Source organism: Nonomuraea thailandensis (assembly GCF_024172165.1).
GTDB lineage: Bacteria > Actinomycetota > Actinomycetes > Streptosporangiales > Streptosporangiaceae > Nonomuraea > Nonomuraea thailandensis.
The window spans coordinates 3,336,484-3,360,088 of the sequence record NZ_JAMZEB010000002.1 but is presented as its reverse complement, the minus strand read 5'-3'; the positions used below and the strand labels follow the sequence as shown (position 1 = coordinate 3,360,088).

The following is a 23,605-nucleotide window of genomic DNA, read 5'->3' as shown; positions in this document are numbered from 1 at the left end:
GATTCAGGCGAGGGGCATCCAGACCCGCATGACGCCGCCGTCGCGGTTGTCCCACTGGTGGTAGGGGACGGCGGTGGCGGTCGCGCGGGCGGCGGGGGCCGGGTCCGCGCCGGCCGTGTACGGCAGCCCGCCCGGCGGCGCGGGCGGCAGGCGGACGGCGTCGGCCTCGACGAGCACGGTCCTGCCGATGCCGGGCAGGTCCCGCTCGACGGTGCGCAGGGCGGGGTCAGGGGTCAGGGCGAGGTCGTCGAGGTCGGTGTCCTGGTCGATCTGCTCGAAGCAGTAGACGAGCGGGCCGCGCTCGATCGCCGCGCAGCCGCGCAGCGCGTCGATCCTGCGGTGCGGGCGGACGATGCGGGGCGTGAGGTCCAGATCGAGGGTGAAGGTGTCGCCCGCCTGCCACTCGCGGCGGATCGCGGCGTAGCCGTCGGCGCCAGGGGTGAGGTCCCCGGCGCTGCTCCAGGCGGGCACGCGGAGCCTGAGCGTCCACTCGCCGCCCGGCGCGGACCGTACGGTGAAGCGCACGCGGCCGTGCCACGGGTAGCCGGTCTCGACGTCGAGGACGACGCCGCCCGCGCGGATCACCCCCGGCGCGTACTGGTGCACCGACACGCCCTCGTCGCTGGTGGTGGCGACGTAGTGGCCGAGCGAGGAGACCAGCCGCATGATGTTCGGCGGGCAGCACGCGCAGGCGAACCACTCCCGGCGCCTGCCGAGGTAGGCGTCCTCGAACAGGTCGGTGCGGCGCTGCAGCGGGTTGACGTAGAAGAAGCGGGTGCCGTCGCCGCTGGTGGAGGCGGCGAAGGCGTTGTAGAGGGTGCGCTCGATCAGGTCGGCGTAGCGGCCGTGCCCGGTGGCCAGCAGCAGCCGCCAGTTCCAGTGGATGCTCGCGATGGCCGCGCAGCTCTCGTTGTAGGCCCGGTCGGGCGGCAGCTCGTAGCGCTCGCCGAACGCCTCGCCGTCGTGGCGGGAGCCGTGCCCGCCGGTGATGGAGGTCTTGGTGGCGACCAGGTCCTCCCAGCGGCGCACGGAGGAGGCGAGCAGGCCGGCGTCGCCGGTCTCGACGGCGACGTCCACGACGCCCGCCTCCAGGTAGAGCTGGCGGACGGCGTGGCCGACGGGGGTGGCGGCCTCGCGTACGGGCAGGTGGTCCTGGGCGTAGAGCGGGCCCATGCCGGTGCTCTTGATCAGGCCCTTGCCGCGGTTGTCGATCAGCTTGACGGCCAGTTCCAGGTAGGGCCGCTCCCCTGTGAGCCGGTACAGCTCGACCAGGGCCGTCTCCACCTCGGCGTGCCCGTCGATGCCGTCGTCGCCGTCCACCAGGAACCGCTGGACGAGCAGGCCGGCGAAGCGGCGGGCGACGTCCAGGAGGTCCTCGCCGAGCCCGGCGCGGGCCGCGGCCACGGCCGCCTGGAAGAGGTGGCCGGCGCAGTACATCTCGTGGCTGTACTCCAGCTCGGCGAAGATCTTGTCCGGCTTGACCACCTGGTAGTGCGAGTTCAGGTAGCCGTCGGGGCGCTGGGCGCGGGCCAGCAGCGCGGCCGACTCCGCGACGAAGGCCCGGTAGGCGTCGTCGGGGTGCCTGCAGTGCTCCCAGGCGACCGCTTCCAGTTGCTTGTACAGGTCGGAGTCCTGGAACCGGTAGCCCTGGAAGGCGCCGCCGCCCTCTCCCGCCGCCAGCCGCAGGTTCGGCGCCGCGCCGGACTTCTCCATCTGCTCGAGGCCGAGCGGGATGCTCGCCTCGCGGTTGATCTGCTGCCAGCGCCCGAGGGGGCCTCCATGGATCTCGACGTCGTCGATGCTCAGCGGCCGTTGCACCGCGGTGGAAGGAGCCAGCGGGCCACGGACGCGGCCCGTGAGGTCGGACATCTCGCTCCTTGTTGCCGGGAATAGGTTTTCCTGGCCCGCAATGTAAGATGTGATACAGCACTCGTCAAGAGGTGAGCAGATGCGTGAACGCACGGGAAACCGATTGCCCCCCCTTGCTCTCCCACCGCCTCCTTGATCGCAACCTCCCACTCCCGAAAACCTTTTCTTCGTTATCGGAACGTTGCATTGCTGCACATGGTGCAAAGCGCCCTTGACAGACGGCTGAGGCTGCGTTTTGCTTCCGAAAACCTTTCAGGTCTTTCGCCATTTCCGCCACCAGGCGGGCGCCCCCGCACCCCTAGCGAAAGGTTTCCGCCATGAGACGACTGGCCGCGCTGGCCGTCCTCCTCACGTCCTTACTCACCGTCCCGGCCGCCCCCGCGCACGCCGCCGGGCCCGCCCAGCTCATCGACCTGTTCGGCAGGACCGTCAACTCCTACGGCGTCAAGCTGGTGGACTGGCAGGGCTACCTGGCCAACCCCTACGTCGAGCTCACCGTCAGGCCCCCGGCCGACATGCGCTTCCCGCTCACCATCGACCTGAAGGCCGAGGGCACGTCCCGGCTGATGATGGACCTGCCCAGCCAGCTCACCGCCACCGGCGCGGCCAAGACCCTGACGTTCGCGAACGCCTCGGAGCAGAAGGTCTTCCGCCTGGCCATCCACTCCAAGCGCGGCCCGGGCGCCGACGAGCAGCACACGCTGCGGCTGTCGATCAGGGACGCGGGCGGCGCGACGTACCAGCACTCCCTGCCCATCTTCGTGCAGCAGGACGAGAAGACGGCGCTGCAGCCGACCATCCCGGTCGCCTTCGACTACCGCTACGACACCATCACCGGCTACTTCTCCGACACCGGTGTCCGCACGGCCGCCGAGGAGGCGGTCAAGGACTGGTTCCGCTTCTTCGACCTGCAGCCGTTCGACACCGTGGCGGCCGGCGCCGAGCCCAACCACCTGCCCGGCAACGACTGGCAGAACACGATCAACGTCACCAACAACGCCGCCTACAACGGCATGTACGTCTTCTTCCGCGGCATCCAGACCCCGTACTCGACCGGCTACCCGGCCAGTAACGGCCGCTACAGCACCCGCGGCGGCCAGCAGGTGCCGGGCCCGCTGCACCGGTCCACGGCGATGATCCTCGAGTACGACGAGGCGAACAAGCAGCTCTTCACGTCCCTGGCCGACGAGGACTGGTACAGGACGGAGATCCAGGGCTCGGTGCTCGACGTGCACGGCCTGGTCATGCACGAGTACGGCCACGCCGTCGCCTTCCACAGCGACTGGGCCGGCATGCGCTCCTACGTGGCGGGTGGCGGCAACGACCCCGACGTGGTCGCCTACCAGGGCCGCGCGGTCCCGCTCGACGGCAGCTACCACATCCCCGGCGACCAGCCGAACTGGGACCGGCTCAGCGGCCAGAGCGGCGGCTGGACCCACCTGTTCCCCACCCGCCGCTGGATGCTGACCAAGCTGGCCCTGCTGGTGGCCGAGAACGCCGGGTGGAGGCTCAACCGCAACCTCACCCCGTTCCTGGCGCCCGCCATCACCACCACCTCGCTCCCCCAGGCCACGCCCGGCACCGCCTACCGGCACACGCTGGCCGCCAGGGGCGGCGTGCCCTTCTACGACTGGCAGGTGACCGGCGGCTCGCTGCCCGCCGGGCTCAGCCTCGACCGCTTCACGGGCGCCCTCTCCGGCACCCCCACGGCGGCGGGCACCTCCACGTTCACGGTCCAGCTCAGGGACTACGACCGGCTGAGCACCCCGGCCACCAGGACCTTCACCCTCACCGTCGGCGGCGCCCCCGCCGCGAACCTGGCCGCGAGCGCCACCCCGTCCGCCTCCTACACCTCGCCGTGGGAGAGCGTCGCGGCGCTCAACGACGGCGTCGAGCCGCCCTCCTCGAACGACACGGCCAACCGCCGCTGGGGCACCTGGCCGCAGACGGGCACGCAGTGGGCCGAGCTGACCTGGCCGTCCGCACAGACGCTGCGCTCGGCCGAGGTGTACTTCTTCGACGACAACGGCGGGGTGCGGGCGCCGGCGTCGTGGCGGCTGCAGTACTGGAACGGCAGCGCCTACACCGACATCCCGGGCACGTATCCGACGGCGCTGAACGCCTACAACCGGGTCACGTTCGGGGCGGTGAGCACGAACAGGCTCAGGGTCGTCCTCCAGAGCGGGACGGCGTCGGTCGGGCTGCTGGAGGTGAAGGCGTACGCGTAGAGGCGTGCCGCATACCCACTAATTAGTGGGTACTTGCCGCCGCGGCGGTGGCACGGCGAAGCTGGTCCTGGCGGCCGGAAGGCCGCCAGGACGCAGCCGGGCGAGAGGGGAAGGCGGAGGTGAGGGCGTATGTCAGGAAGCGGCGGCCAGCCGCTCGATGCGGCGGTGCCCCCACTCCGACAGGGGCGCCAGCGCCTCTGACAGGTCGCGGCCGAACGGGGTCAGGGAGTACTCCGTCTTCAGCGGCCGCACGTCGTACACCTTCCGGTGCACGATCCCGTCGCCTTCCATCTCCCGCAACATCTGGGTCAGCACCTTCTCGCTGAGCCCCGGCAGCCGCCGGAGCAGCTCGGCGGGGCGGTGCGGGCCGGATTCCAGGATCCACAGCAGGGCCGTCTTCCACTTGCCGTCGATCACGGCGATCGCGGCGGTCACCCCGCAGACGTTCGGGTCCTGGGCGCGGCTGCGCGTCATTCGTCATCCCATCCTTTCCGAGGAGTCAAGAGGCATGCCCTCATATGGTGAACAGTCTGCCGTGACCGTGCTCGGCCTGGGCCCGATGGGCCGGGCACTGGCCGGGGCGTTCCTGGACGCGGGCCTGCGCGTCACGGTGTGGAACCGGACGCCGGGCAGGGACGCGGAGCTGGTCGCGCGGGGCGCGGCGAGCGCGGCGACCCCCGAGGAGGCGGTCGCCGCGAGCGGGCTGAGCGTGCTCTGCGTGGTGAACTACGACGCCGGCGACGCCATCGTGCGGCGCGAGGCGGTCACCGCGGCGCTCAAGGGCCGCACGCTGGCGAACCTGACCGCCGACACCCCTGGCCGGGCCAGGGACGCCGCCGCCTGGGCCGCCGAGCACGGCATCGGCTACCTGGACGGCGCGATCATGACGCCGACCACCACGATCGGAACCCCCGCCGGGGTGTTCCTGCACAGCGGCCCCGAGGAGCTCTACCGCGAGCACCAGGCCGTGCTGGAGGCGCTCGGCGGTACGCACACCCACCTGGGCGCCGACATCGGGCGGGCGGCCTCGTACGACGTCGCGCTGCTCGACGTCTTCTGGACGGCGATGGCCGGCTACGCCCACGCGCTGGCGGTGGCGCGGGCGGAGGGCGTCACCGCGCAGGAGCTCGCGCCGTTCGCCCAGGGCATCGCCGCGATCCTGCCGCCGATCTTCGAGGAGAGCGCGCGGGAGGTGGACGAGGGCACGTACTCAGGCGAGGGCAACCCGATCACCTCGGCGGCGTCGTCCATGGCGCACATCGTGCACGCCTCCGAGGAGCACGGCATCGACGCGAGCGTGATGCGGGCGGCCGAGGGGCTGGCCCGCCGCGCCATCGGGCTGGGGCACGGCGGCGACGGGTTCCTGCGGATCACCGAGCTGCTCAACCCCCGCTGAGCGCCGAGGCCGGCAGCGGGATGGCCGGGAACGGGTTGTCGGGCAGGAGGACGACCCGGCGCGGCTGCTTGGGCCGGTCGGCGGCGTCGAGGTGGAGCAGGGCCGCGCCGATGCCGGCCGCGCCCACCATGTAGCCGGTGTCGGCCGTCACCTCGCCGGGCCGCAGCCGCCGGTAGGCCTGGTACCAGCGGTAGCCGTGGCCGTCGAGGTCGGTGGCGCGGCCGATGAGGTCGGCGGCGAGCGTGCGGGCGTACTCCAGGTGGGACCGCTCGCCTGTGGCCGCCCACAGGCCGACGAACAGCTCGATCACGCCGGCCGTGCCGCAGCACTGGCAGGCGACGTTCCAGTAGCCCTCGGTACGGCGCCGCGGCACGCCGCTGCGCACGATGCCGCGGGCCAGCCGCTCCACCCACTCCAGGTCGCCGGGGTCGCCCGCCACCCGGTACAGCTCGTAGAACATCCTGGCCACGCCTGCGGAGCCGGAGCAGAACCCGAGGTAGTGCAGGCCGCGGGCGTGCGGCACGTGGTGCGGGACGACCGCGCAGGCGCCGGTCACGACGCTGACCTCGCGGACGAAGGCCGCGCCGCTGCGCGCGGCGCTCAGGAACTGCTTGTCGCCGGTCACGCCGTACAGGCGGGCGAGCAGGAACGCGGTGCCGGCCGTGCCGGCCAGGAAGCCGGGGGTGACGGCGTCCACCGGCAGGTCGGCGCAGTCGCCGAAGCGGTGGCCCGGCACGGGCAGGCGGGCGATGCGCCGGCCGGCCTCGATCGCCGCCTCCTCGTACGCGGGCACGCCGAGGTGGGCGGCGGCGCGCAGCAACCCGAGGATGATCCCGCCCTCGCCGCGCTGCGCCGGGTCGCGGGACCAGGTCACCCCCTCGCCGCCGGCCCGGCCGCGCCGGACGATCAGGTCGGCGATGGCCGCGGCCTCGGCCTCCAGCCCGGCCTCGCCGAGTGTCCAGCCCGCCTCCATGAGGGCGAGCATCACGCCGGTCAGCCCGTGGTAGAGGGACAGGTCGTCCTGCTCGCGCCAGGTGGCGGCCAGCCGCCTGGCCCCGGCCCTGGCGTCCTCCAGGTAGGCCTCGTGCCCGGTGGCGGCGGCCAGCTCCAGGAAGAACAGCACGACGCCGGCCGCTCCGGAGTACAGGGACCAGGGCTCGGCGGTGACCGCCGACGCGCCGCGGGTGTCGGGGTTGGCCTGCCATCGCCGTCCGTGCTCGTCGTCGAGGGCGGCCGATCGGATCCACCGCCCGGCCAGGATGGCGGCGGTCAGCGGAGAGTCGGCGCGCGCGCTCGACGCGCGCATCTCGTCCAGGCTCATGCGGCCATTTTCCCATACGATTGGTAGGAATACTCGGAATCTTGGAAAATCACTCGCGGTTTCTCCGTTCCAGTATGGCCTTCCACGCGCGCCGGCGGTGACACCGAGCGCCGGGAGGGGCGCCGGGCGGGCCGCGTAGGCTGTGGCGGTGATCAACGTGGTGGAGTGGACCCGGCTGGAGCCGTGGAGGGTGGCCAGGGCCCGCACCGACCAGGACGAGACGGTGATCGTCAAGTGGTCGGGGCCCCACGCCGCCCGCACGCACACCGAGGAGTGGCGGCTGCGGACGGAGGTGGCCGCGCTCAGGTTCCTGGCGGACGACCTGGGGACGCGGCTGGCACCCCGGGTGCTGGCCGAGGACCTGGCCGCGGGGCAGGTGGTGCTGGAGGACCTCGCGCCGCGGACCGCGCTCGACGGGCTGCTGCGCCGTGACGGGGCTCCGGCGCACGCGGAACGGCTGGCCGCGTTCGCCCGGGCCAGGGGCGAGCTGGGCGCGGTCACGGCGGGGCAGGCGAGCCCCTACTACCGGCGGCGCGCCGCGCTCGGTCCCGTCGAGCCCGCCGCCGACCTGCTCGGGCACGTCGGCCGGCTGCGGACCTCGGGGGTGCCCGAGGCCGGGGTGCTGGAGGTGCCCGCCAGGGGCGGGGTGGAGCGGGAGCTGGCGGCGGCGCTGGACGAGCTGGCCGACCCCGGGGCGTTCCTGGTGCTCAGCAACGGGGATCCGGAGGCCAACAACGTCCTGGTGCACGAGGGCGGGGCGGCCGACGCGAAGCTGATCGACTTCGAGTTCGCCGGGTTCAGGCACGCGCTGCACGACGCGGCCTGCCTGTACGTGCCGGGGCCGGCGTGGATGTGGGTGTCGGCGTCCCCGGCCGGAGCGGAGGCGGCGGGCACTCCCCCGCCGGCCGGTGCGGGCCGTCTCCCGCGGTCTGCTGCGGGCCGTCTCCCGCGGGCCGGGGCGGGCCGTCTCCCGCAGGACACGGGGGACGGCGGCGCGGCGCTGGAGGAGCTGGGGGACGTCTACCGGCGGGCGCTGGCCGCCGGGGTGCCGGAGGCCGAGGACGACCGGCGTTACGGGCTGGGGCTGGCGGCGGCGTGCGTGGCGTACGCGCTGGCCCGCCTGCACCGGCTGCCGGTGCTGCACGCCCGCCCGGCCGGTGACGACAGCAGGGCCCAGCTCGTGGCGAGCCTGGAGGCCGCCGGCCGCACCGCCGACGCCCACCGGGTGCTGCCCCGGCTGGCCGGGTGGTGCCGCCACCTGGCCGGCGCGCTGCGCCGCCGCTGGCCGGACGCGGACATCGACGTCGCGGCGCTGGCGCCGTACACGCCGCGCCGCCGCTGATCCGCGCCCGATCCCCGATCTCACCGCTCGGTCAGCGCCCGGCTCCGGATCACACTGCTCAGCCGGCGCCGGTCCTCGATCACGACGCTCAGCTGGTGTTGCCCTCCGCCGAGGAGCAGCGGTGCAGCACGGTGGCGCGCTTGGCGGCGGCGCCGCTCAGCCGGACGAAGGGCTGGACGGTGGTCGTGCCCGCACCCACGCTGATCAGCGCGAACGTCGACCTGGTCTCGAAGAACTCCTGATGGTCGGCGAAGTTGGCCGGCCCGAACGTGCCCTCGAACGGCGCCGAGCCGTTGATCGACCAGCCGAGCCGCAGCTCGGCGCCCGCGTCGACGCCGGCGTCCGCGGTGACCTCGGCCTTGATGAGCTGTGACGAGCCGACCGTGACCGTGCGCGGTGCGGTGAGCGCCAGCCAGCCGAGCGCCGGCGTGACCCCGAACGACGCGGCCTGGCAGCCCGCCTGGGCGGCGGGCACGGCCCCCGCGGGCTGGACGGACGTGACCGCCGCCGCGAGCAGTGCCACGGCGCCGAGCGCCGCGGCGCCCGCCGTCCGGCCGCGCGGCCACCTGGTGATGCGTTTCATGAGACCCCCTGTGTGGGTGTGCTTGTCCGACCGGCGCCTCCGCCGATGCGTCTGGGCCGGGGCGGCGCCTGTCCTTCAGGCGTGACATCCGGTTCCGCTTCCTGGCACGGCCGTGCCACGGTCGTGCCGTCCACGGCGGGTGTCGTGTCCCGATGTAGATGAGAAGTCCCTAATGTCCATCTCACGTTGCAGCCACGGGCGGTCGAGATGCTTCTTCATGCCGGGCGGACGACCCGCCCGGTCCACTGACGAAAGGCATGAAGATGAAGGCGATCAAGCTGGTCGTTGCCGGCGCCCTCCTCGGCACCGTGTTCGGCGGCCTGGCCATGGCCACCCCCGCCGCCGCTGACTCGCGTACCTGCAAGGGCACGATCCGGTCCGCGAGTGTCGACGACGTACACGTCCCCAGGGGCGCCACCTGCACCCTCCTTGGCACCCGGGTGGACGGCAACGTCAAGGTCGGCGGCGGGGGCACCCTGGTGGCGCGCGGCGTCCGGGTTGACGGCGACATCCAGGCGGAGGGCGCCCGCGCGGTGTCAGTCACCGCCGGCTCCAAGGTGGGCGGCAACATCCAGGTGGAGGACAGCGGCACCGTCACCGTCACCTCCTCCCGCGTGGACGGCGACATCCAGCTGGAGGACAACCGGCGCTACGTGCGCGTCAACGGCAACCGGGTCGACGGCAACATCCAGCTCAAGGACAACCGCAAGGGCCTGCAGGCGCACCGCAACCGCGTGGACGGCAACCTCGAGTGCGAGGGCAACCGCTCGAAGGTGACCGGCGGCAAGAACGCGGTGCGCGGCGACAAGGAAGGCCAGTGCCGCCGCTTCTGACGCGGCACCGCCGGACGCCTGAGGGCTCGGCCGCCGCCCTCGGTGGCGCCCTCGGTGGCGCCCTCGGTGGCCGGGCCCTCAGGCGTCCTCGGTGTGCAGGTGGCGGAAGTCGGCCAGGCTCTGGCGGTAGAAGGCCAGGTCGCTCTCCAGCTTGGCCCTGGTGAAGCGGCCCGGCTCGGCGTCGCGCGCCGACCTGCCCAACTGAGTCCAGAACGCCTCGGGCGGCAGCCCCCCGGCTCCCTCGGGCAGGAACTTCAGCGCCTCGGCCACCGCGTCGGCGGCGTAGGTCCAGTCGGCGACCACGGTGTGGAAGCGCCCGGGGTCCGCCGACGGGTCGGCGGTGTGGAACAGGCCGCCCTCCAGGGCCCTGCTCGCGTACGTGGCGCCGACCAGCACCCACTGGCCCGGGTCGAGCAGCTCGGAGACGCCCGTGCCGAACGTCGCGCGCGACCGCCTGGCCTCCTGCTCCGCCTCGTACGGGACCACCACCTCCAGGCCGCCGGCCCGTACCAGCCAGCCGTCGGGCGTCTCGGCCACCGACGGCCGCGCCGAGCCGCCGGAGACGACCACGTCGAGGTAGACGTGCGCCTCGGCGAGGGAGCGTGCGCGGCCCCGCTCAGGCATGCCGGGCCGCCAGCTCCCGGTAGGTGTCGCGGACGACGAGCAGCCGGTCGAGCTGGAACCGGCCGGGCTCGGCCGCCCGCACCTCACGGCCCCGCTGTGACCAGAACGCGTCGCCGGGCACCTCGTCGGCGCCCGGCGGGACGAACTTCACGACCTCCTCGACCGCCGCCGTCGCCACGGACAGCGTGCGATGCGCCTCGGCCCGGTCGTCCACCGGCACGTTGCCCGCCGTCAGGTCGGCCACCCACAGCCACTCCCCCGCGTCGAGCAACTCTGACGGCTCCATGCCTCCGAACGTAGGGTAGCCCGCGGGCATGACCGGCCGTTCCGGCAGCCCGAACACGTACTCACGCTGCCGTCCGCAGCTCTCGCAGGCGCCCGAGTAGCGGTTGGCGAGGCCGCCCCCGGCGCTCACCAGGCCGCTCTCCCAGGTCGTCTCCACCGAGCCGCACGCGCAAGGGTGCAGGTCGAGGTAGAGATGCGCCTCATCCCTCGTCCTGGCTACCGCGAAGGTCATAACCGTCCTCTCCCTCGGAGGTCTCCATCATGCCCGCACCGCGCGGCCGGTGCCCGCTTCCTCGCGCCGGCCGCACCGGCAGGGCAGCTCCGGCGGGCACACGCACTCCCTGTCCAGCGGGTGCCAGCCGGTGCCGTCGGCCAGGCTCCTGGCCCGGCTCCACATCGCGTGCCTGGCTCCCGGCCGCGGGCCGGCCAGCAGCCCGGCCAGGTCTGCGGCCAGCGCCGCGGGGACGAGCCGCCGGGGCACCGCGGACGCCACGTCGTGCAGGACACCCAGGCGGGCGGGCAGCTGCGCGGGCGTGGCGGTGCGGACCTGGCGGACGCTCTCGTACAGCCCGGCGACGGCCGCCTGCCCGGCGGGATCCAGGCCGAGCTCCGCCGCCAGGGCGGCCGCGGCGGTGGAGGCGGCGGCCCGCTCGTTCGCGCCGATCGTGCGGCTCTCGTCCACCTGGTACGTCAGCAGCCCGTCGTCCGGGCGGCCCGGCCGGTTCGCCGCGCGGATCTCGACCGGGATGGGCGGGTGGCCGGGGATCTCGATGTCGAGCAGGCCGGGACCGTACGTGCGGGCCCGGGCGCCCATGCGCGCGACAGCCCTGGCGACGGCGTCGGCGGCGGCCGTCTCGGGCAGCGCCGGGCTGCCGCGCAGCGCGGTGACGTGCTCGGGCGCCAGCTCGCCGGCCCTGGCGAGCGCCACGATCCTGGCCGCCGAACCCGGCTGCCCGGGAGCGAGCCCGGCCTTCTCGGCCTCGGCCCGGACGGCGGTGGCGTCCGGGACGCCCGCCCTGATGCCGCCGAGCGCCGCCGCGATCGAGCCCTGCGCGGACGGCTCCCCGTCGATGAGGCCGCGCAGCCTGGCGAGCGTCTCCGCGTCCGGCAGGCCGGCGATGTCCGTCGCGCCCGCCGTGCCCGGTGGCGCGCCCAGCGTGCCCGGTTCGGCCCCCCTTGGTGAGGACGAGTGCCAGGGTGCGGGCGGCGGGGTGGCGCCGCGGCGCGCGATGTCGGCGGCGAGCACCTGGATGGCCTGCGCGATCAGGTCCTTGGCGGCCGGGTCGGTGGTCCTGCGCCATTTGCCCGACAGCTCGCCGTGCTCGGCCAGCCGCGGCAGGAGGCAGTGGTCGGTCCCCTCCTGCAGCGGCGACAGCGCCCCTCTGACCATCCCCTGCGGCATGCCGGCCAGCAGCGCGGCCCGCACCTGGACCATGTGGGAGATCTCGTGGACCAGCACCGCCGACACCATGAGCGGATGCACGCGCGGGGCCATCCACAACACGTGCGGGTCGTCCGCGGTGCCCGCGTACAGCTCGGTACGCGCGAGGAGCCGTTCACCGGGGTTGCCCACCCGGACGACCGTGTGGATGTCGGGCCCCCACGGGACCTGGACGACGAGCCGGTCGTCGCCTTTCGCGCGGATGTTCGCCACCGCGCCGCCGAAGACGGAGGGCGAGACGTCCTGCCCGACGACCTCGGCGGGTGTCACGTCGGGAACGCCCTCGGGACGCGCCGTCGCGTCGAGCGGGCTCCCGGGGAGCTCCGGGTCGGTCACCGACTGCGGAATCGTCGCCTGGGAGGTGCTGCCGCCCTGGGACTGGGCCGGCGACTCGTCGGAGATCTGCCAGACCGGCTCCGGGTCCGGCGGGAGCGCATCCCGGCGCGCCAGCTCGGCCGCGACCTTCTGGGTGAGCGTCCCCGGGACGAGGAAGTTCGTGAAGATCTCGCGCAGGTTCAGGTCGTTGCGGTCGGCCGCGTCCAGGAGGTGGGGCGGGAGCGTGGAGAACGCCTCGGCGAAGCCGCTGTCGACAGCCTCGGTACGGCCGCCGCCGTCGGTGTCTCCGAGCACGAGACCGTCGGGGGTGGCCAGGTAGCGGCGCTTGACCGTCCTGCCGTCCGGCCCCTCCTCGTACACGTGGACCCTGGCCACCCTGCCCCGCTCGCGGGCCGCGACGCGGGCGTCCTGCAGGACCTGGATCAGGCCGCTGCGCCCGCGCTTCGGGCGGAAGTCGAACCTGGGCAGGTCGTCCATGGGAGGCGCGACGCGTACGCCGGCCTCCATCCTGGCTTGCAGCTCGCTGAGCTCCTCGCCGAAGAGCGTGATCATGGCGGTGCCGCCGGCCCTGCCCGGCAGGTGGACGGCCTCCTTCCTGGGCGTGACGTCGCCGCGGCGGTGCCGTTTCACGCGTTCGAAGGTCAGGTCGTAGTCCACCCTGACGCGCACGGTGTAGAGCTTGCCGGTCTCGAACATGCTGCGCTCGCGGCGCGCCCCCTGGTGGGCGGCGGCGCTCTGCCCCGACTGCGCCCCGAAGCGCTTGGAGAAGCCGACCCCGAGCGCCTTGAAGCCGGTGCCGCCGGACGCGCTCAGGGGAAGGGCGTGACCGCGGCCCACGGACACGTTCTGCGCGTCGGCCCGCCGGTCCACCTCGCCCTTCTCGCCGTCGAACGGCCCCGCCACGACCGTGAGGTCCGACATGCGCGCCTGGAGCGTGACGTCCACGCCCTGGTTGCGGAACTTCGGCTCGGCGGTCTGCGGCACGACGTCGCCGTCGCGGCCCGCCGCCCGCTCCAGGCCGGTGATCAGTCCGGAGTGCGACAGCCAGGCCGACAGCTCCCCGGCCCGTTCCTTGGTGGCGGCGTGGCCGGTCATCCTCGTCAGCTGGGAGTCGATCACGTCGAACAGCGTGTCCCTGTCCATGTCCTCGGACAGGGCCTCGGGGAAGTGGCCGGGCTCCAGCTCCACCCGGCGCGGGTCGGTCACGCCGCGAACCGGGCCCGGGTCCTGGTCGGCCCGGCGCACCATGTCGCTCGGGATGCCGCGCTGCAGCTTGACGTCGTACTCCAGGCTGACCGCCGGGCGCCTGCGCCACAGCCGGATCGTCGCCAGCTTGGCCTTGCCGAGCGCGGAGACGAGCTTGGAGAACTGCGCCCTGACCACGCCGGTCGCCCGGGGCAGTCGCCTCTCGAACGGCACCGGCCGCACGTGGGCGGGGCCGGTGACGATCTCGACGACGAGTCTCATGTCCTGCTCGACCGTCGTCAGGCCCTGGAACCTGGCCAGCCGCTGCAGCCTCATCCGGTTCTCGCTGTTGCTGCTGGAGTAGGAGCGTCCGCGGCTGGTGGACAACCCGCCCGTGTTGTCGCCGTCGCTGTCGGAGTCGCCGTAGTCGAGGCCCGCGGAGTACGAGACGGAGTACGCCTCCGTGTGCGACATCTCCCTGGCGCGGTAGCGCTGCAGGATGATCCCGTCCTCGTCGGACTCGTCCACCAGCACCGCCTTGCGCGGGTCCGCGCCGGGGGCGGGCTCCATGCGCACCCGGACGGTGACCGCCTTGGCCGCTCTGCTCTCGCGGCCGACGTGCACGGTGTACTCCCGCTCCAGCCCCCGTCGCGACCAGATGTCGTCGAGATGGACCTCCGCCTGGTCGTTGTCGAGGTCGTTCGCGATCTGCCCGCGCAGGTTCGGTGTGCCTCTCACGGCGCCGGGGACCGCGGCGTCGACCGCGCTCAGCACCACGTCCATGAGGTTGACGGGGTTGCCCTGGCCGTCGGTCACGTCGAACGCCTGCGGCAGGCTCACGCCCATGCCGTTCTCGTACTGCGGAGCGACCACGACGTGCTTGAGGCGGTCGTTGACGTCCTTCGCCTCGCTCAGCGCGTTCTCGAGCCCGCTCCACGCCGTGAGCGGATCGGCCGCCGCGGCCGCGACGGCGGGGGCGAACGTCTCGCCGAGGTCCGCGACCTTCTTGAGCGCTTCCAGCAGCTTCGCGGGGGTGTGTCCCGCGCCGATCCCGAGATTCTCGCGGCGGGACAGCGCGTCGCCGCGGGCCTTGACGTACCGCATGACGAGCGGCACCGCGAGAGTCCGGTGGAGGTTCATGCTGCCGTTGAGGAACCGCTCGACCGCGTCGGCCAGCACGGGCAGGGGCAGGGAGAGCTCGCCGTCGGCGTACATCCGCAGCGCGTCGTGCTCGGGGACCGTGAACAGCCCGTTGCCCGGGCTGTGCAGCATGCGGCTCTTCCACCCGCCGGCGTGATGGCCGGTCGGGACGGCGTGGCTCGTGCGCAGCTTCACCTCGACGTCCACGGGCACCTGGAACCGGTACTTCCTGGCGACCGAGATCCCCAGGAACTCGGTGCCGAAGATGGCCACGAGCGCGGTCGTGATGGCCCTGATCCGGGAGCGCGACGGCAGCTTGAGGGTGCCGGAGTCGCTGGTCGTGCCGCCGTCGTCGGAGTCGGCGAGACTGTTCATCAGGCCGAGCGCGAGGTTGTTCGAGCCGCCCCAGGAGATGCCCACGCTGCGCAGGGCGAGCATGATGCGGCCGGTCACCGAGTCCACGACGTCGAGCAGGCGCGCCTCGCCGAGCTCGCCCCGCACCTCCAGCGACGCGCGCGAGGGCGCGAGGCCGTCGGGATCGAGCACGAGGTCCCTGCGGACGGGACGGCCCGCGAACAGGTGGGAGGCGAGGAAGTGCCGGCTCAGCAGGGGCCAGAGCTGGGCCAGCGGCGCCACATTGCCGCGCAGGCCGCGCGGCAGGAGCCCCCAGATCTTCTTGATGTCGCCCAGCGCGGGGCCGGCGTCGAAGTGCTCCAGCGTCGCGCGCTTCATCAGGTTCTTCGTCGGCCTGCCCATCGGGCCGGTGAAGTCGGGCCCCCCGTCACGGGGCAGCATGTCGCCGGGCACCATCAGCAGGGGTTTGATGGTGCGGGCGTCGACCAGCTCCTTGATCTCGCCGTTGTGCACCAGGTGGACCTCGAGCCTCGCCGTGGTCTCGAGGTTCGCGGTCTGCTTGTTCTGGCCGTCCTCCTCCATGTCGACGTTGTTGACCATGCTGGAGGTGCTGGTCCCGGCCGAGTACGACCAGTCGGCGCCGCCGTTCGGCCCCGCCTTGTGCGTGATCCCGTCGTGGTGCTCGGGGGGACCGTCCGTCTTGACCGCCGAGGCGCCGACGCCGAGCTTCTTGGACTGGTTGATGCCCCGCCCCGACGTGTCGCTGGCGATCTCGAGGTGCGTGCGTACCTTGTTGACCAGCCCCTTGGGGGTGTCCAGGCCGCTGAAGTCCTGCCGCACCACGAGGTACAGCCCGTACGCGTCGGGGCCGGCCTTGAAGGGACCGTGCAGCTGGAGGACGATCAGGACGCCGCTCTGCGCCAGCTGGTCGAAAGCGCTGCGGACGGCGCTCTCCACCAGGTGGGACCTCACCTGCTCCTCGTTCAGGAGCTGGGCGGCGCGGACGAGCGGGTTGGAGTCGTACTGCGGCACCCCGTTCACGATCTTGGCCACGAGCCCCCGCCTGCCGAGCCGCTCCAGGACCTCCTCCGCGAGGCCGGTCAGTCCGGCGACCTCCCGGACGTCGGTCGGACCGGCACCGCGCATCTGCCCGGTGCCGTCGCCGAGCCAGTCCGGCCGCTGGATCCTGCGGCCGGGGAGCCGCTCGTACCGGGGGGAGTCACTCAGGACGATGTTGCCGTCGGCGTCCAGCTTCGGCTTGCCGTTCTCCAGGACGAACGCGTCCACGGGCACGGGGTCGCCGGCGTGGAAGGCGTCCAGCACCTGCAAGCGAACCAGCAGCTCCGTCGTGAACGGCCCCAGCTCCACTGGCTTCTTGCCCGGCCGCTCCACCGTGAAGGTGAGCTCGGCCTCCTTGTGGTAGGCCTGCGAGAGCCCGGTCCGCTTGTCCACCGCCGGGTGCACCGCCACCTGGCCGGCCGAGGACGACGACGACCGCGACACCGGCCTGCGCCCCTCGAACTCGGGCCTGACCACGTCGGGATGGTAGTCGCCGAGGGGGCCGAGGACGTCCATGCCCTGCAGCACGTCGTGGTTGATCCCGACGGAGGCCTTGCCGCCCAGCGATCCGCCGTACTCGACCGAGGTCGACGAGGTGGCGGTCTCGGTGAGAACCCCCTCCTCCAGGACGTCCGCGGTCGCGGCGCCCACCATCCTGGTCTTCTCCGGCACGAGCCGGCTCGTGGCCGTGATCCGGACATCGGGCTCGCCGTTCACGGCGAGGATCGCCGACAGGCCGGTGTGCGTCTTGCCGAAGCGCGCCTGCACCTCCTGGGTGACGAACTTGCGCAGATCCCGGCGCGCGTTGGTGCCGATCCTGGCGAACTCGCCGCCGAGCTCGCGGGCGAGCTTGTCAAAGGCCGCCTCCAGGCCGGTCATGGCGATGACCTCCTGGTTCGACGCCGGCCTCTTGCGCGTGGCCTCCGGGTTCGTCACCTTCAGGGTCTGCTCGACCTGCTCGATCGTCGTCGTCCTGCGCGACTCCTGATCGACGTAGGAGTGCCACACCCAGATCCGCTGGGTGGTGGTGTCGCCGGGATCCCCGGAGCTGACCAGGACGGGGGCGCTCCACCCGTTGCTCTTCCTGGTGCGCACCTCCACGGACCACGTGGCCTTGGCGTCGAACAGCAGCGACTCGCTGCGGTTGTCGGCGACCGAACCGCCCTGCTCGAACATGCTGCTGCCGCTGGAGGCCGACCAGCTCCGCCCGTGGCTCGCGCCGGCCCCGACGGCGAACATCTCGGCCAGGAGCCTGGGCGTGCTGCCCACCTGCAGCAACGGCGTGAACGGCGCGCTGCTCAGGTCCACCGTGGTGCCGGTGCCGCCCGATTTCGTGGCGCTGTACGTCTGGCCGGTCTGGTAGAACATGCCCACCGTCGCCTGGGACGCCACGACCCCCGGGTCGATCATCTCCACCAGGTCGGAGAGGGAGAGCCTGATCCGCACCTCGGCGGCGTTCTTGCCCCAGCCGGTGCTCAGCACCAGGCCGTCACCCGACACGACCTTGTGGAAGTCGGCGCGGATGTAGTTCTCCAGTTCGTCCGGGGTGTACCGCCTGGGGGCGCCCTTCTCCTTGAGGGCGTCGTTGACCCTGTCGGTGAGCACGTTCAGATGCGCCAGCCTGCCGGTGGGCATCGCCTCCGGCATGGAGAACGGGTCGGGCAGCGCCTTGGCCAGCGCCTCCAGGTACCGGTCGTGCGCCCGCCCGGCCTCGCCCAGGCCGGCAGCCGCGGTGGCCGCCATGCTCATCTGGCCGGGCTGCGTCGGTGCGGGGGCGTGCGGTGCCGCCGCGCGCACCCGCGCGTACCGTTCGTAGGCCTTTCTGGCCTCGGCCGCCTCGTTCAGCGCGGCGTCGTACGCGGCGGCGATCCTGATGTGCCGGCCCTGCCTGTTCCTGTGGCTGCGGGCGTCCGCCTCGGCCGTGTCGGCTCGCAGCGCCGCGCCGCTGTCCTTCTGGTCCCTCGCCTTCCTGGCCTCCTCCGCGGCTTCGCGGGCCTCCTTGCCGGCCTTCTTCGCGCTCGCCTTCTTGTCGTCCCTCAGCCGGGTCAGGGCCTGCTCGGCGTCCGCGAACCGTCCGGCGAGCTCCCGCGCGGCACCGGCACTCAGGTCCGGGCCGGGCCTGCCCACCTCCAGGCTCGTCCGCACGGCCCCCGGGCCGGTCGCCCAGGGCGGGAGCGGGGGTGTGACCCTGCGCCGGCGCAGGTCGTTCAGCACGCCCTGGATGTCACCCGCCAGCAGGTACTTCTCCTGCGGGGTCGAGGCGCGCTCCCACTTGTCCGTGAGGAGTTCCAGCTCGTTGCGCCGGCCGGGCACGCACTCGTCGGTGGTCTGCCGGCTGTCGCCGGCCGCGTTCGTCCGGCGCAGCACGCCCTGCCGGCCGCTGGTCTGCTCGGCGGCCAGGCGCTGCAGCGTGTCGGTGATCTCGTGCAGCCAGACCCTGGAGATCTGGTCGGTGGCGATGTGGGAGGGGAAGCTCACCTCGTGCAGCTCGACCGTGTCCGGGCCCGCGGGAGCGGCCGGATCGGCGATGGTGGCCGCCCTGAGCCTGGTCTGCCCCATCATCTCCTGGTCGCGAGGGCCGATGACGGGACGGAAGTGGTAGGCGCCGTTCGTGGTGCGGACCACCAGGACGTCGCCGAACCAGGACAGGTGCAGGACCCTCTCGGCGGCGTGCTGGAAGTGGGTGGCGAGCAGTTCGGCCGTCGCCTGCTTGAGCTCGTCCATGGTGACGGCGGTGGGACGGCCGCTGTCGGTGACGTACCGGGTGCCGGGGATCGGCGGGGAGGTGACGGTGCCGGGCTCGCTGGTGTGCGCCGCCGGAGGCGCGATGCCGGCGGGGGCGGCGGACGACAGCCTGTCGTCCGACACGGCGATCATCAGCAGCGCGGACGCGTCCACCACCAGGTCCGCATAGCTGCCGACGGCGGCGGCACGGATGTCGAGCACACTGCGCAGGCGGGCCATGGTGGCGCTCGACAGGACCCGGTGGCCGTCGCCACGCGGGACGATCACCTCTCCGGTGGGGCCGATCAACGCGCCGGGGAAGGCGCTGTCGAGCGCGTCCAGCAACGCCGAGCGCGCCCTGAGCGGCGCCGGGACCGTCGCCGGGATCGCGGGCGTGGTCCCGTCCGGGTCAGCGTCCGGCCCGGACGGAGCGTTCGCGATCTGCGAGGGCTGGTCGGCCGGGGCGTGGTCGTCGCTCGGGCCGGGCAGCGTGGTGTCGTCCTCGGAGTGCGCCTCTTCCCGCGTGGCGCTCTCGTCGTCCTGCGCCGTGTCGTCCTGCGCCGTGTCGTCCTGCGCCGTGTCGTCCTGCGCCGCGGGGCTCTCGTCGGGGTTGCCGGACGACTGGGCCGCGGGATCCGCCTGCGGGTGCGCGGTGGCCGGGTCCTGCTCGTCCTGGCCGTCGGCTTGGCCGTCGTCCTGCGCCGGAGCGGCGTCCGTGTCGGAGGGCGTGACGGCCGGATCCGGCCGCTCCTCCTGCCGGGCCGGGGTGTCGGTCGTGGCCGGCCGGCGTTCCTGGGTGGTGTCCGTGTCCGCGCGCGGAGCCGTGTCGGGGCGGGTGTCCTTGCCGGACCGCTGGTCCGGGGTCTCGTCAGGGGCAGGCGTGACGGCGGGCTGGTCCGGAGAGGTGGGGCGCCGGCGGGTGGAGACGTCCGCGTCCGGCTGCCCGGCGCCGGGACCCTGGTTGCCGGCTGCCGCCATTGCCGGGGTGGTGGACGGCCTCGGCGGCGGGACGGTGACCAGGTCGGGGTTGCGCTGGGCGCCGGGCTGGTTGCTGTCCGGGCCCGAGGGCCCGCCGCCCGGCGGGACGGGGCCGGTGGAGGGGCCGGTGGAGGGTCCGGCGGAGGGGCCGGCGGCGCGGGCCTCGTCGGCACGGGCGGCGGCGTCGTAGGCCGAGGCGAGCGTGGTCAGCGGGTGGGCCAGCGCCGAGGCCACGTCCGGGTTGAACGGGCTGATGCTCCCGGTACGCCCCACGCCCCCGAGGAAGGCCCCCGTCATGGACTCGGCGGTGAACGGGTTCTGCCACTGCCCGTACACCAGGCCGTTGCCCAGGAGGCTGCCCACCGGCGAGGCGATCACGTTGGTCAGGCCGGTCGTCAGCGCGCGGCCGGTGAAGCCGGGCACGACCCGGTTGACCCGGGAGATGGGCCCGGCCACCATGGTGCCGGTGACCGCGCCGCCGCCGGCCCCGAGGGCCGTGGCCGCCAGCATCTTCCAGTCCAGCTCCTTGCGGGTGCCCATCTCGATCTGCTGCTGCTGGGCCTTGTACGCGATGGTGAACTCCTCGCCGATCTCCTCGACGAGTTCCCTGCCGATCGGCGAGGCCATCAGCCGGAGGAGTAACCCGCGCCCGGTGGCGCCGCTCAGCGCGGCCACCCTGGCCAGCCGGGCCGCGCCGATCTCGCGGCCGGCGATCGTGGCCAGCCTGACCAGGATGCGGCTGATGGCGGTCCGGGCGGCGGCGGCGTACGGGCCGATGAGCGCGGTGGAGGCGCCGGCGCTGAAGAAGGCGACGATGATGGCGATGGCGATGGCGACGGCGGTCACCCAGAACGCCACGTTGATGGAGAGCTTGGAGTACTGGGTCTCCACGGCGAAGCCGTTGACCTGCTGCGCGTACGCGCGGGCGTTCCTGCTCACGCCGGTGACGCCGCTCTCGGTGCCGTACAGGCGCCGGGCCCGGGTGATGAAGTCGGCGGTGGCGGGGGCGCTCCAGCCCGCCACGATGACGCGGGCGGCCGACCCCGCGGGCTCGACGGACTTCGTGCTGCCGTCGGACAGCCCCGCGTAGGCGCGCGCCAGCGTGGACAGGCCGCTCTCGCTGCCGCCCGGCCACCTCTGCCCGGCGGCCAGCATGGGGATCAGCCAGTAGACGACCCAGTCCGGCAGGGCCTCGGTCTCCCAGACGGGCTCGACGTCGGAGTCGATGCTGACGACTTCCTGCTCGGCCGGCACCTGCGTGCTGGTCTGGACATGGCTGTCCCCCGTGTACGCCATGCGGCTCTCCTCAGACTTCGCGTGTCAAGCGCGTGAGGTCGTGGTCGATGTCGGCGTCGGTCTGCCGGGTGTTGTCGATGGCGTGCCGCAGCCGGTCTCCGGCGTCCACGATCTCCTCGGCCAGCCGCTTGCACTGGTTGATCATCTCGGTGGGCCCGCCGTCACCCAGGTGCGCCCGGTAGAAGGCCTCACCCTCCGCGCCGACGCCCCACGGCGCCGCGGCCAGGCACTTCTCCACCTCGGCTGTCAGCTTGGGCAGCGTGCGGCTGACTTCCTCGGCGTTCGTGGACCAGGCGGTCATGCCGCGGTCCACGACGGATCGGGCGATGGACGCGCCGTCCCAGCGCTCGTTCACCGGCCACCTCCCATGTCGTTGGCGAGCCAGGCCATGACCGTCTCGACGTCACCGTCGAGGTGCGCCTTGAACTGGCCGGCGGGGATCACGTGCTCGAAGATCTCGATGACGCGCTGCTGGGCCGCCTCGGCGGCCTTGCGCGCGGTGTCGGTGATCGTGTCGGCCAGGGCGCGGGCGTCGGGGCGCCGGTAGATGCGCGGGTCGAGGTCGATGCGGATCAGCTCGCCGCGCGCGCCGACCGTGACCGAGACCAGGCCGTCGCGCGAGGTCTCGGTGGCCTGGACGGCCTTCGCCCTGGCATGCAGCTCCAGCCCTTCGTCCTGCAGCCGGTTGAACATCTCGCGCAGCTCGTCCGCGTACGCCCGCATGGCCGCCACATCGGGCCGCTCCGGTGACCCCATAACCCCCTCGCGACATTCCCCGTTTGTTACGACACATCCGCCTTACTGGTCAGTTTCCGTCACATGAACACCAGGTATCAAGGTCTTAGCCTAAAAGTGATGATTTTCGGCGGTTATCGGGACGACGTCCTCGCGTAGTTCCGTCACCTCCGGCCGGGGCGCCCAGGCCCGCCACACGCCGCGTTCCACCCGCTCCAGGCCCAGCTCGCGGGCGGTGAGCACGGAGCCGCCGAGGTATTCGAGCAGCAGCAGCCCGTCCCGTTCGCCGTGCACCTGGAACCACTCGCCGCGCCAGCGGCACACGACGGTCACGACGTGCAGCCAGTCGCACTCGGTCACGGGGACGGTGCGCACGTGGCAGCCCGGCTCGACCTCCTCGAAGCCGTCCAGCGGTTCGCCGCTGCGCAGGCGTACCCACAGCTCCAGGGCGTGCGGCTCGGGGCTGGCCGGGTAGTCGGCGCCGCGCCAGCGGGCGCGGTAGAAGTGCCAGGACGCCATCAGCGCCTCCCGATCAGCAGCCAGCGCCGCAGGTCGCCGTGGTAGATGGCGCGGCGGTGCTCGGTCCCCTCGCGGGTGAGCTCCCAGATCTCGGCGCCGTGGGGCAGGCCGACCCCGTACACCTTGTACTCGCGGACGACGTTGTCGACGCTGGGCACCAGCCCCATGCCGACGAACGGCGGCTCCTCGACGACCCAGCCCGCCACGGCCTCCCGGCCCTGCTCGTCGGCTCCCCCGTACGGCGTGCGGTAGAGCTCCAGCCCGACGGGGCGCCAGCGCAGGATGTTCAGCGACCCGCTCTCGGTCAGCAGGCCGGACTGCCCGAGGATGCCGGCGAGCAGTGCCGGCGTGGCGATGTGCGAGACGTCGAGCGCGTGGTGGCAGTAGCCGGACACCCTCGGCTCGCCCGTGGACAACAGCTCCGGGATGTCGCCGGCCGGCAGCAGCTTCTGCACCACGGGCACGCCCGAGCCGGGGGCGAGCCGGAGGTCCTGGACCATGGTGGGCACGGCCAGCCGGGCCACCGTGCCGGATTCCAGCAGGAACGACACCCGCATCCCCGGGTTGACCGCCAGCCCCCAGCGCAGGTCGGGCCAGCCCGCGGCCAGTTCGGGCAGCGAAACGATCCGGCAGTGCGTCGCCGCCCCGCCCGAGGCCAGCGTCATCGCCTCGACGGAGGTGAAGGCGGGCAGCCAGGTCCGCTCGGCGTCGGTGATCGTCGCCCAGGCGGGCGGCTCGGTGCCCGCCGCCGCGGCGGCGGTGATCGGCAGCGCGAGGTCGGCCTCGCGCAGCAGGCTCAGGCACAACGCCTGCCGCCCGTCGCGGTGCGCGGCCCACAGCCGCTCCTCGAACGGGCCGGCCGGTGGTTGATCATCGGCAGTCATCCGCCCATTTTGTCCCCTTCGTCAGGTACGTAGCGACGCGGGAGGGTTGCTCCCCGTTCCCATCGGACCGACGATGGAGGCCCATGACCGGACAGAGCGGTTCCGCCCGGCGTTTCACCGTCTCGATCGGCCTGCACGGAAGCCTGATCGTGGCGCACGCCAGCGGTGACCTCGACTACCGATGCGCCGACCTGCTGCACCGGCAGGTCGCGGACGCCTGGCAGGTCGCTCCCTCCGTGGGTCTGGTGCTGGACCTGGGCGGCCTGACGTTCTGCGACTCCATGGGGGTGGGCGCGCTGGTGCTGCTGCTGAAGCAGAGCCGCGCGCAGCGCTCCCCGCTGGTCCTGTCGAGCGTGCCCGCCCGGGTGGAGCGGATCCTGTCGATCAGTGGTCTGCTCGAGTCCTTCCACGTCGAGCCGTCGGTGGAGGCGGCCATCCAGGCGGCCGACCCCCGTCACGGCTCCGACGGATGA

At 73.1% G+C, this 23,605-nt stretch carries 16 protein-coding genes; 5 read left to right on the top strand and 11 right to left on the bottom strand.

From position 1 onward, the window contains the following. Positions 1-3: 3 nt before the first annotated feature. Positions 4-1,869: a glycoside hydrolase family 127 protein gene (locus tag HD597_RS18945; protein ID WP_253743985.1), complete on the bottom strand. Its 1,866-nt coding sequence runs from the start codon at positions 1,867-1,869 to the stop codon at positions 4-6. Positions 1,870-2,186: 317 nt separating this feature from the next. Between HD597_RS18945 and HD597_RS18940 the strand changes: the two genes are divergently transcribed. Then, on the top strand, positions 2,187-4,097 hold the full coding sequence (locus tag HD597_RS18940) for an Ig domain-containing protein (protein WP_253743983.1): 1,911 nt from the start codon (positions 2,187-2,189) through the stop codon (positions 4,095-4,097). A gap of 132 nt (positions 4,098-4,229) precedes the next feature. Here the strand turns inward: HD597_RS18940 and HD597_RS18935 are convergent, their stop codons facing one another. Then, on the bottom strand, positions 4,230-4,571 hold the full coding sequence (locus HD597_RS18935) for a winged helix-turn-helix transcriptional regulator (protein WP_253743980.1): 342 nt from the start codon (positions 4,569-4,571) through the stop codon (positions 4,230-4,232). A gap of 61 nt (positions 4,572-4,632) precedes the next feature. On the opposite strand from HD597_RS18935, the gene HD597_RS18930 reads away from it, so the two are divergent. Continuing rightward, complete coding sequence (locus HD597_RS18930) at positions 4,633-5,493, top strand: NAD(P)-dependent oxidoreductase (RefSeq protein ID WP_253743979.1); 861 nt, start codon at positions 4,633-4,635, stop codon at positions 5,491-5,493. Here the strand turns inward: HD597_RS18930 and HD597_RS18925 are convergent. Beyond that, entirely contained in the window at positions 5,480-6,814 is a 1,335-nt protein-coding gene (locus HD597_RS18925) for a lanthionine synthetase LanC family protein (RefSeq protein WP_253743978.1), read from the bottom strand. The two genes, HD597_RS18930 and HD597_RS18925, sit on opposite strands and share 14 nt — an antisense overlap. A gap of 148 nt (positions 6,815-6,962) precedes the next feature. Between HD597_RS18925 and HD597_RS18920 the strand changes: the two genes are divergently transcribed. Next, a complete protein-coding gene (locus HD597_RS18920) occupies positions 6,963-8,156 on the top strand; it encodes a phosphotransferase (protein ID WP_253743977.1) in 1,194 nt (397 codons plus the stop codon). A gap of 88 nt (positions 8,157-8,244) precedes the next feature. On the opposite strand, the gene HD597_RS18915 is transcribed toward HD597_RS18920, so the two are convergent. After that, positions 8,245-8,739: a hypothetical protein gene (locus tag HD597_RS18915; RefSeq protein ID WP_253743976.1), complete on the bottom strand. Its 495-nt coding sequence runs from the start codon at positions 8,737-8,739 to the stop codon at positions 8,245-8,247. A 263-nt stretch (positions 8,740-9,002) separates the two neighbouring features. On the opposite strand from HD597_RS18915, the gene HD597_RS18910 reads away from it, so the two are divergent. Continuing rightward, positions 9,003-9,572 carry a bactofilin family protein gene (locus HD597_RS18910; protein WP_253743975.1) on the top strand — a complete coding sequence of 190 codons (570 nt, stop codon included), beginning with the start codon at positions 9,003-9,005 and terminating at the stop codon, positions 9,570-9,572. A 78-nt stretch (positions 9,573-9,650) separates the two neighbouring features. On the opposite strand, the gene HD597_RS18905 is transcribed toward HD597_RS18910, so the two are convergent. The 7 genes from HD597_RS18905 to HD597_RS18875 all read right to left on the bottom strand — a co-directional run bounded on the left by HD597_RS18905 (position 9,651) and on the right by HD597_RS18875 (position 23,132). Continuing rightward, positions 9,651-10,196, bottom strand: a complete 546-nt coding sequence (locus tag HD597_RS18905) for a hypothetical protein (protein WP_253743974.1) — start codon at positions 10,194-10,196, stop codon at positions 9,651-9,653. Further along, on the bottom strand, positions 10,189-10,713 hold the full coding sequence (locus tag HD597_RS18900; RefSeq protein ID WP_253743973.1) for a hypothetical protein: 525 nt from the start codon (positions 10,711-10,713) through the stop codon (positions 10,189-10,191). Before HD597_RS18900 ends, HD597_RS18905 begins: the two co-directional genes overlap by 8 nt. Positions 10,714-10,740: 27 nt before the next feature. Next, positions 10,741-20,994 (bottom strand): WXG100-like domain-containing protein, encoded by a 10,254-nt coding sequence (locus tag HD597_RS18895; protein ID WP_253743972.1) that lies wholly within the window; start codon positions 20,992-20,994, stop codon positions 10,741-10,743. Between the two features lie 10 nt (positions 20,995-21,004). Beyond that, the gene (locus HD597_RS18890; RefSeq protein ID WP_253743971.1) at positions 21,005-21,349 is read right to left on the bottom strand and encodes a hypothetical protein; all 345 of its coding nucleotides are present in this window, start codon (positions 21,347-21,349) and stop codon (positions 21,005-21,007) included. Further along, positions 21,346-21,717, bottom strand: coding sequence for a YbaB/EbfC family nucleoid-associated protein (locus tag HD597_RS18885; protein WP_253743970.1), 372 nt, complete (start codon positions 21,715-21,717; stop codon positions 21,346-21,348). The genes HD597_RS18890 and HD597_RS18885 overlap by 4 nt, the downstream gene beginning before the upstream one ends. A 123-nt stretch (positions 21,718-21,840) precedes the next feature. Beyond that, on the bottom strand, positions 21,841-22,248 hold the full coding sequence (locus HD597_RS18880) for a UCP033725 family protein (RefSeq protein ID WP_253743969.1): 408 nt from the start codon (positions 22,246-22,248) through the stop codon (positions 21,841-21,843). Further along, positions 22,248-23,132, bottom strand: a complete 885-nt coding sequence (locus tag HD597_RS18875; protein WP_253743968.1) for an SseB family protein — start codon at positions 23,130-23,132, stop codon at positions 22,248-22,250. Before HD597_RS18875 ends, HD597_RS18880 begins: the two co-directional genes overlap by 1 nt. Positions 23,133-23,215: 83 nt before the next feature. Here HD597_RS18875 and HD597_RS18870 point away from each other — a divergent pair, with 83 nt between their 5' ends. Then, positions 23,216-23,605: an STAS domain-containing protein gene (locus tag HD597_RS18870; protein ID WP_253743967.1), complete on the top strand. Its 390-nt coding sequence runs from the start codon at positions 23,216-23,218 to the stop codon at positions 23,603-23,605.

Excerpts from the sequence above, each read along its gene's own strand:
- HD597_RS18945 (WP_253743985.1), bottom strand. The coding sequence starts at position 1,869 with ATGTCCGACCTCACGGGCCGCGTCCGTGGCCCGCTGGCTCCTTCCACC.
- HD597_RS18940 (WP_253743983.1), top strand. The coding sequence starts at position 2,187 with ATGAGACGACTGGCCGCGCTGGCCGTCCTCCTCACGTCCTTACTCACC.
- HD597_RS18935 (WP_253743980.1), bottom strand. The coding sequence starts at position 4,571 with ATGACGCGCAGCCGCGCCCAGGACCCGAACGTCTGCGGGGTGACCGCC.
- HD597_RS18925 (WP_253743978.1), bottom strand. The coding sequence starts at position 6,814 with ATGAGCCTGGACGAGATGCGCGCGTCGAGCGCGCGCGCCGACTCTCCG.
- HD597_RS18915 (WP_253743976.1), bottom strand. The coding sequence starts at position 8,739 with ATGAAACGCATCACCAGGTGGCCGCGCGGCCGGACGGCGGGCGCCGCG.
- HD597_RS18910 (WP_253743975.1), top strand. The coding sequence starts at position 9,003 with ATGAAGGCGATCAAGCTGGTCGTTGCCGGCGCCCTCCTCGGCACCGTG.
- HD597_RS18905 (WP_253743974.1), bottom strand. The coding sequence starts at position 10,196 with ATGCCTGAGCGGGGCCGCGCACGCTCCCTCGCCGAGGCGCACGTCTAC.
- HD597_RS18900 (WP_253743973.1), bottom strand. The coding sequence starts at position 10,713 with ATGACCTTCGCGGTAGCCAGGACGAGGGATGAGGCGCATCTCTACCTC.
- HD597_RS18895 (WP_253743972.1), bottom strand. The coding sequence starts at position 20,994 with ATGGCGTACACGGGGGACAGCCATGTCCAGACCAGCACGCAGGTGCCG.
- HD597_RS18885 (WP_253743970.1), bottom strand. The coding sequence starts at position 21,717 with ATGCGGGCGTACGCGGACGAGCTGCGCGAGATGTTCAACCGGCTGCAG.
- HD597_RS18880 (WP_253743969.1), bottom strand. The coding sequence starts at position 22,248 with ATGGCGTCCTGGCACTTCTACCGCGCCCGCTGGCGCGGCGCCGACTAC.
- HD597_RS18875 (WP_253743968.1), bottom strand. The coding sequence starts at position 23,132 with ATGACTGCCGATGATCAACCACCGGCCGGCCCGTTCGAGGAGCGGCTG.
- HD597_RS18870 (WP_253743967.1), top strand. The coding sequence starts at position 23,216 with ATGACCGGACAGAGCGGTTCCGCCCGGCGTTTCACCGTCTCGATCGGC.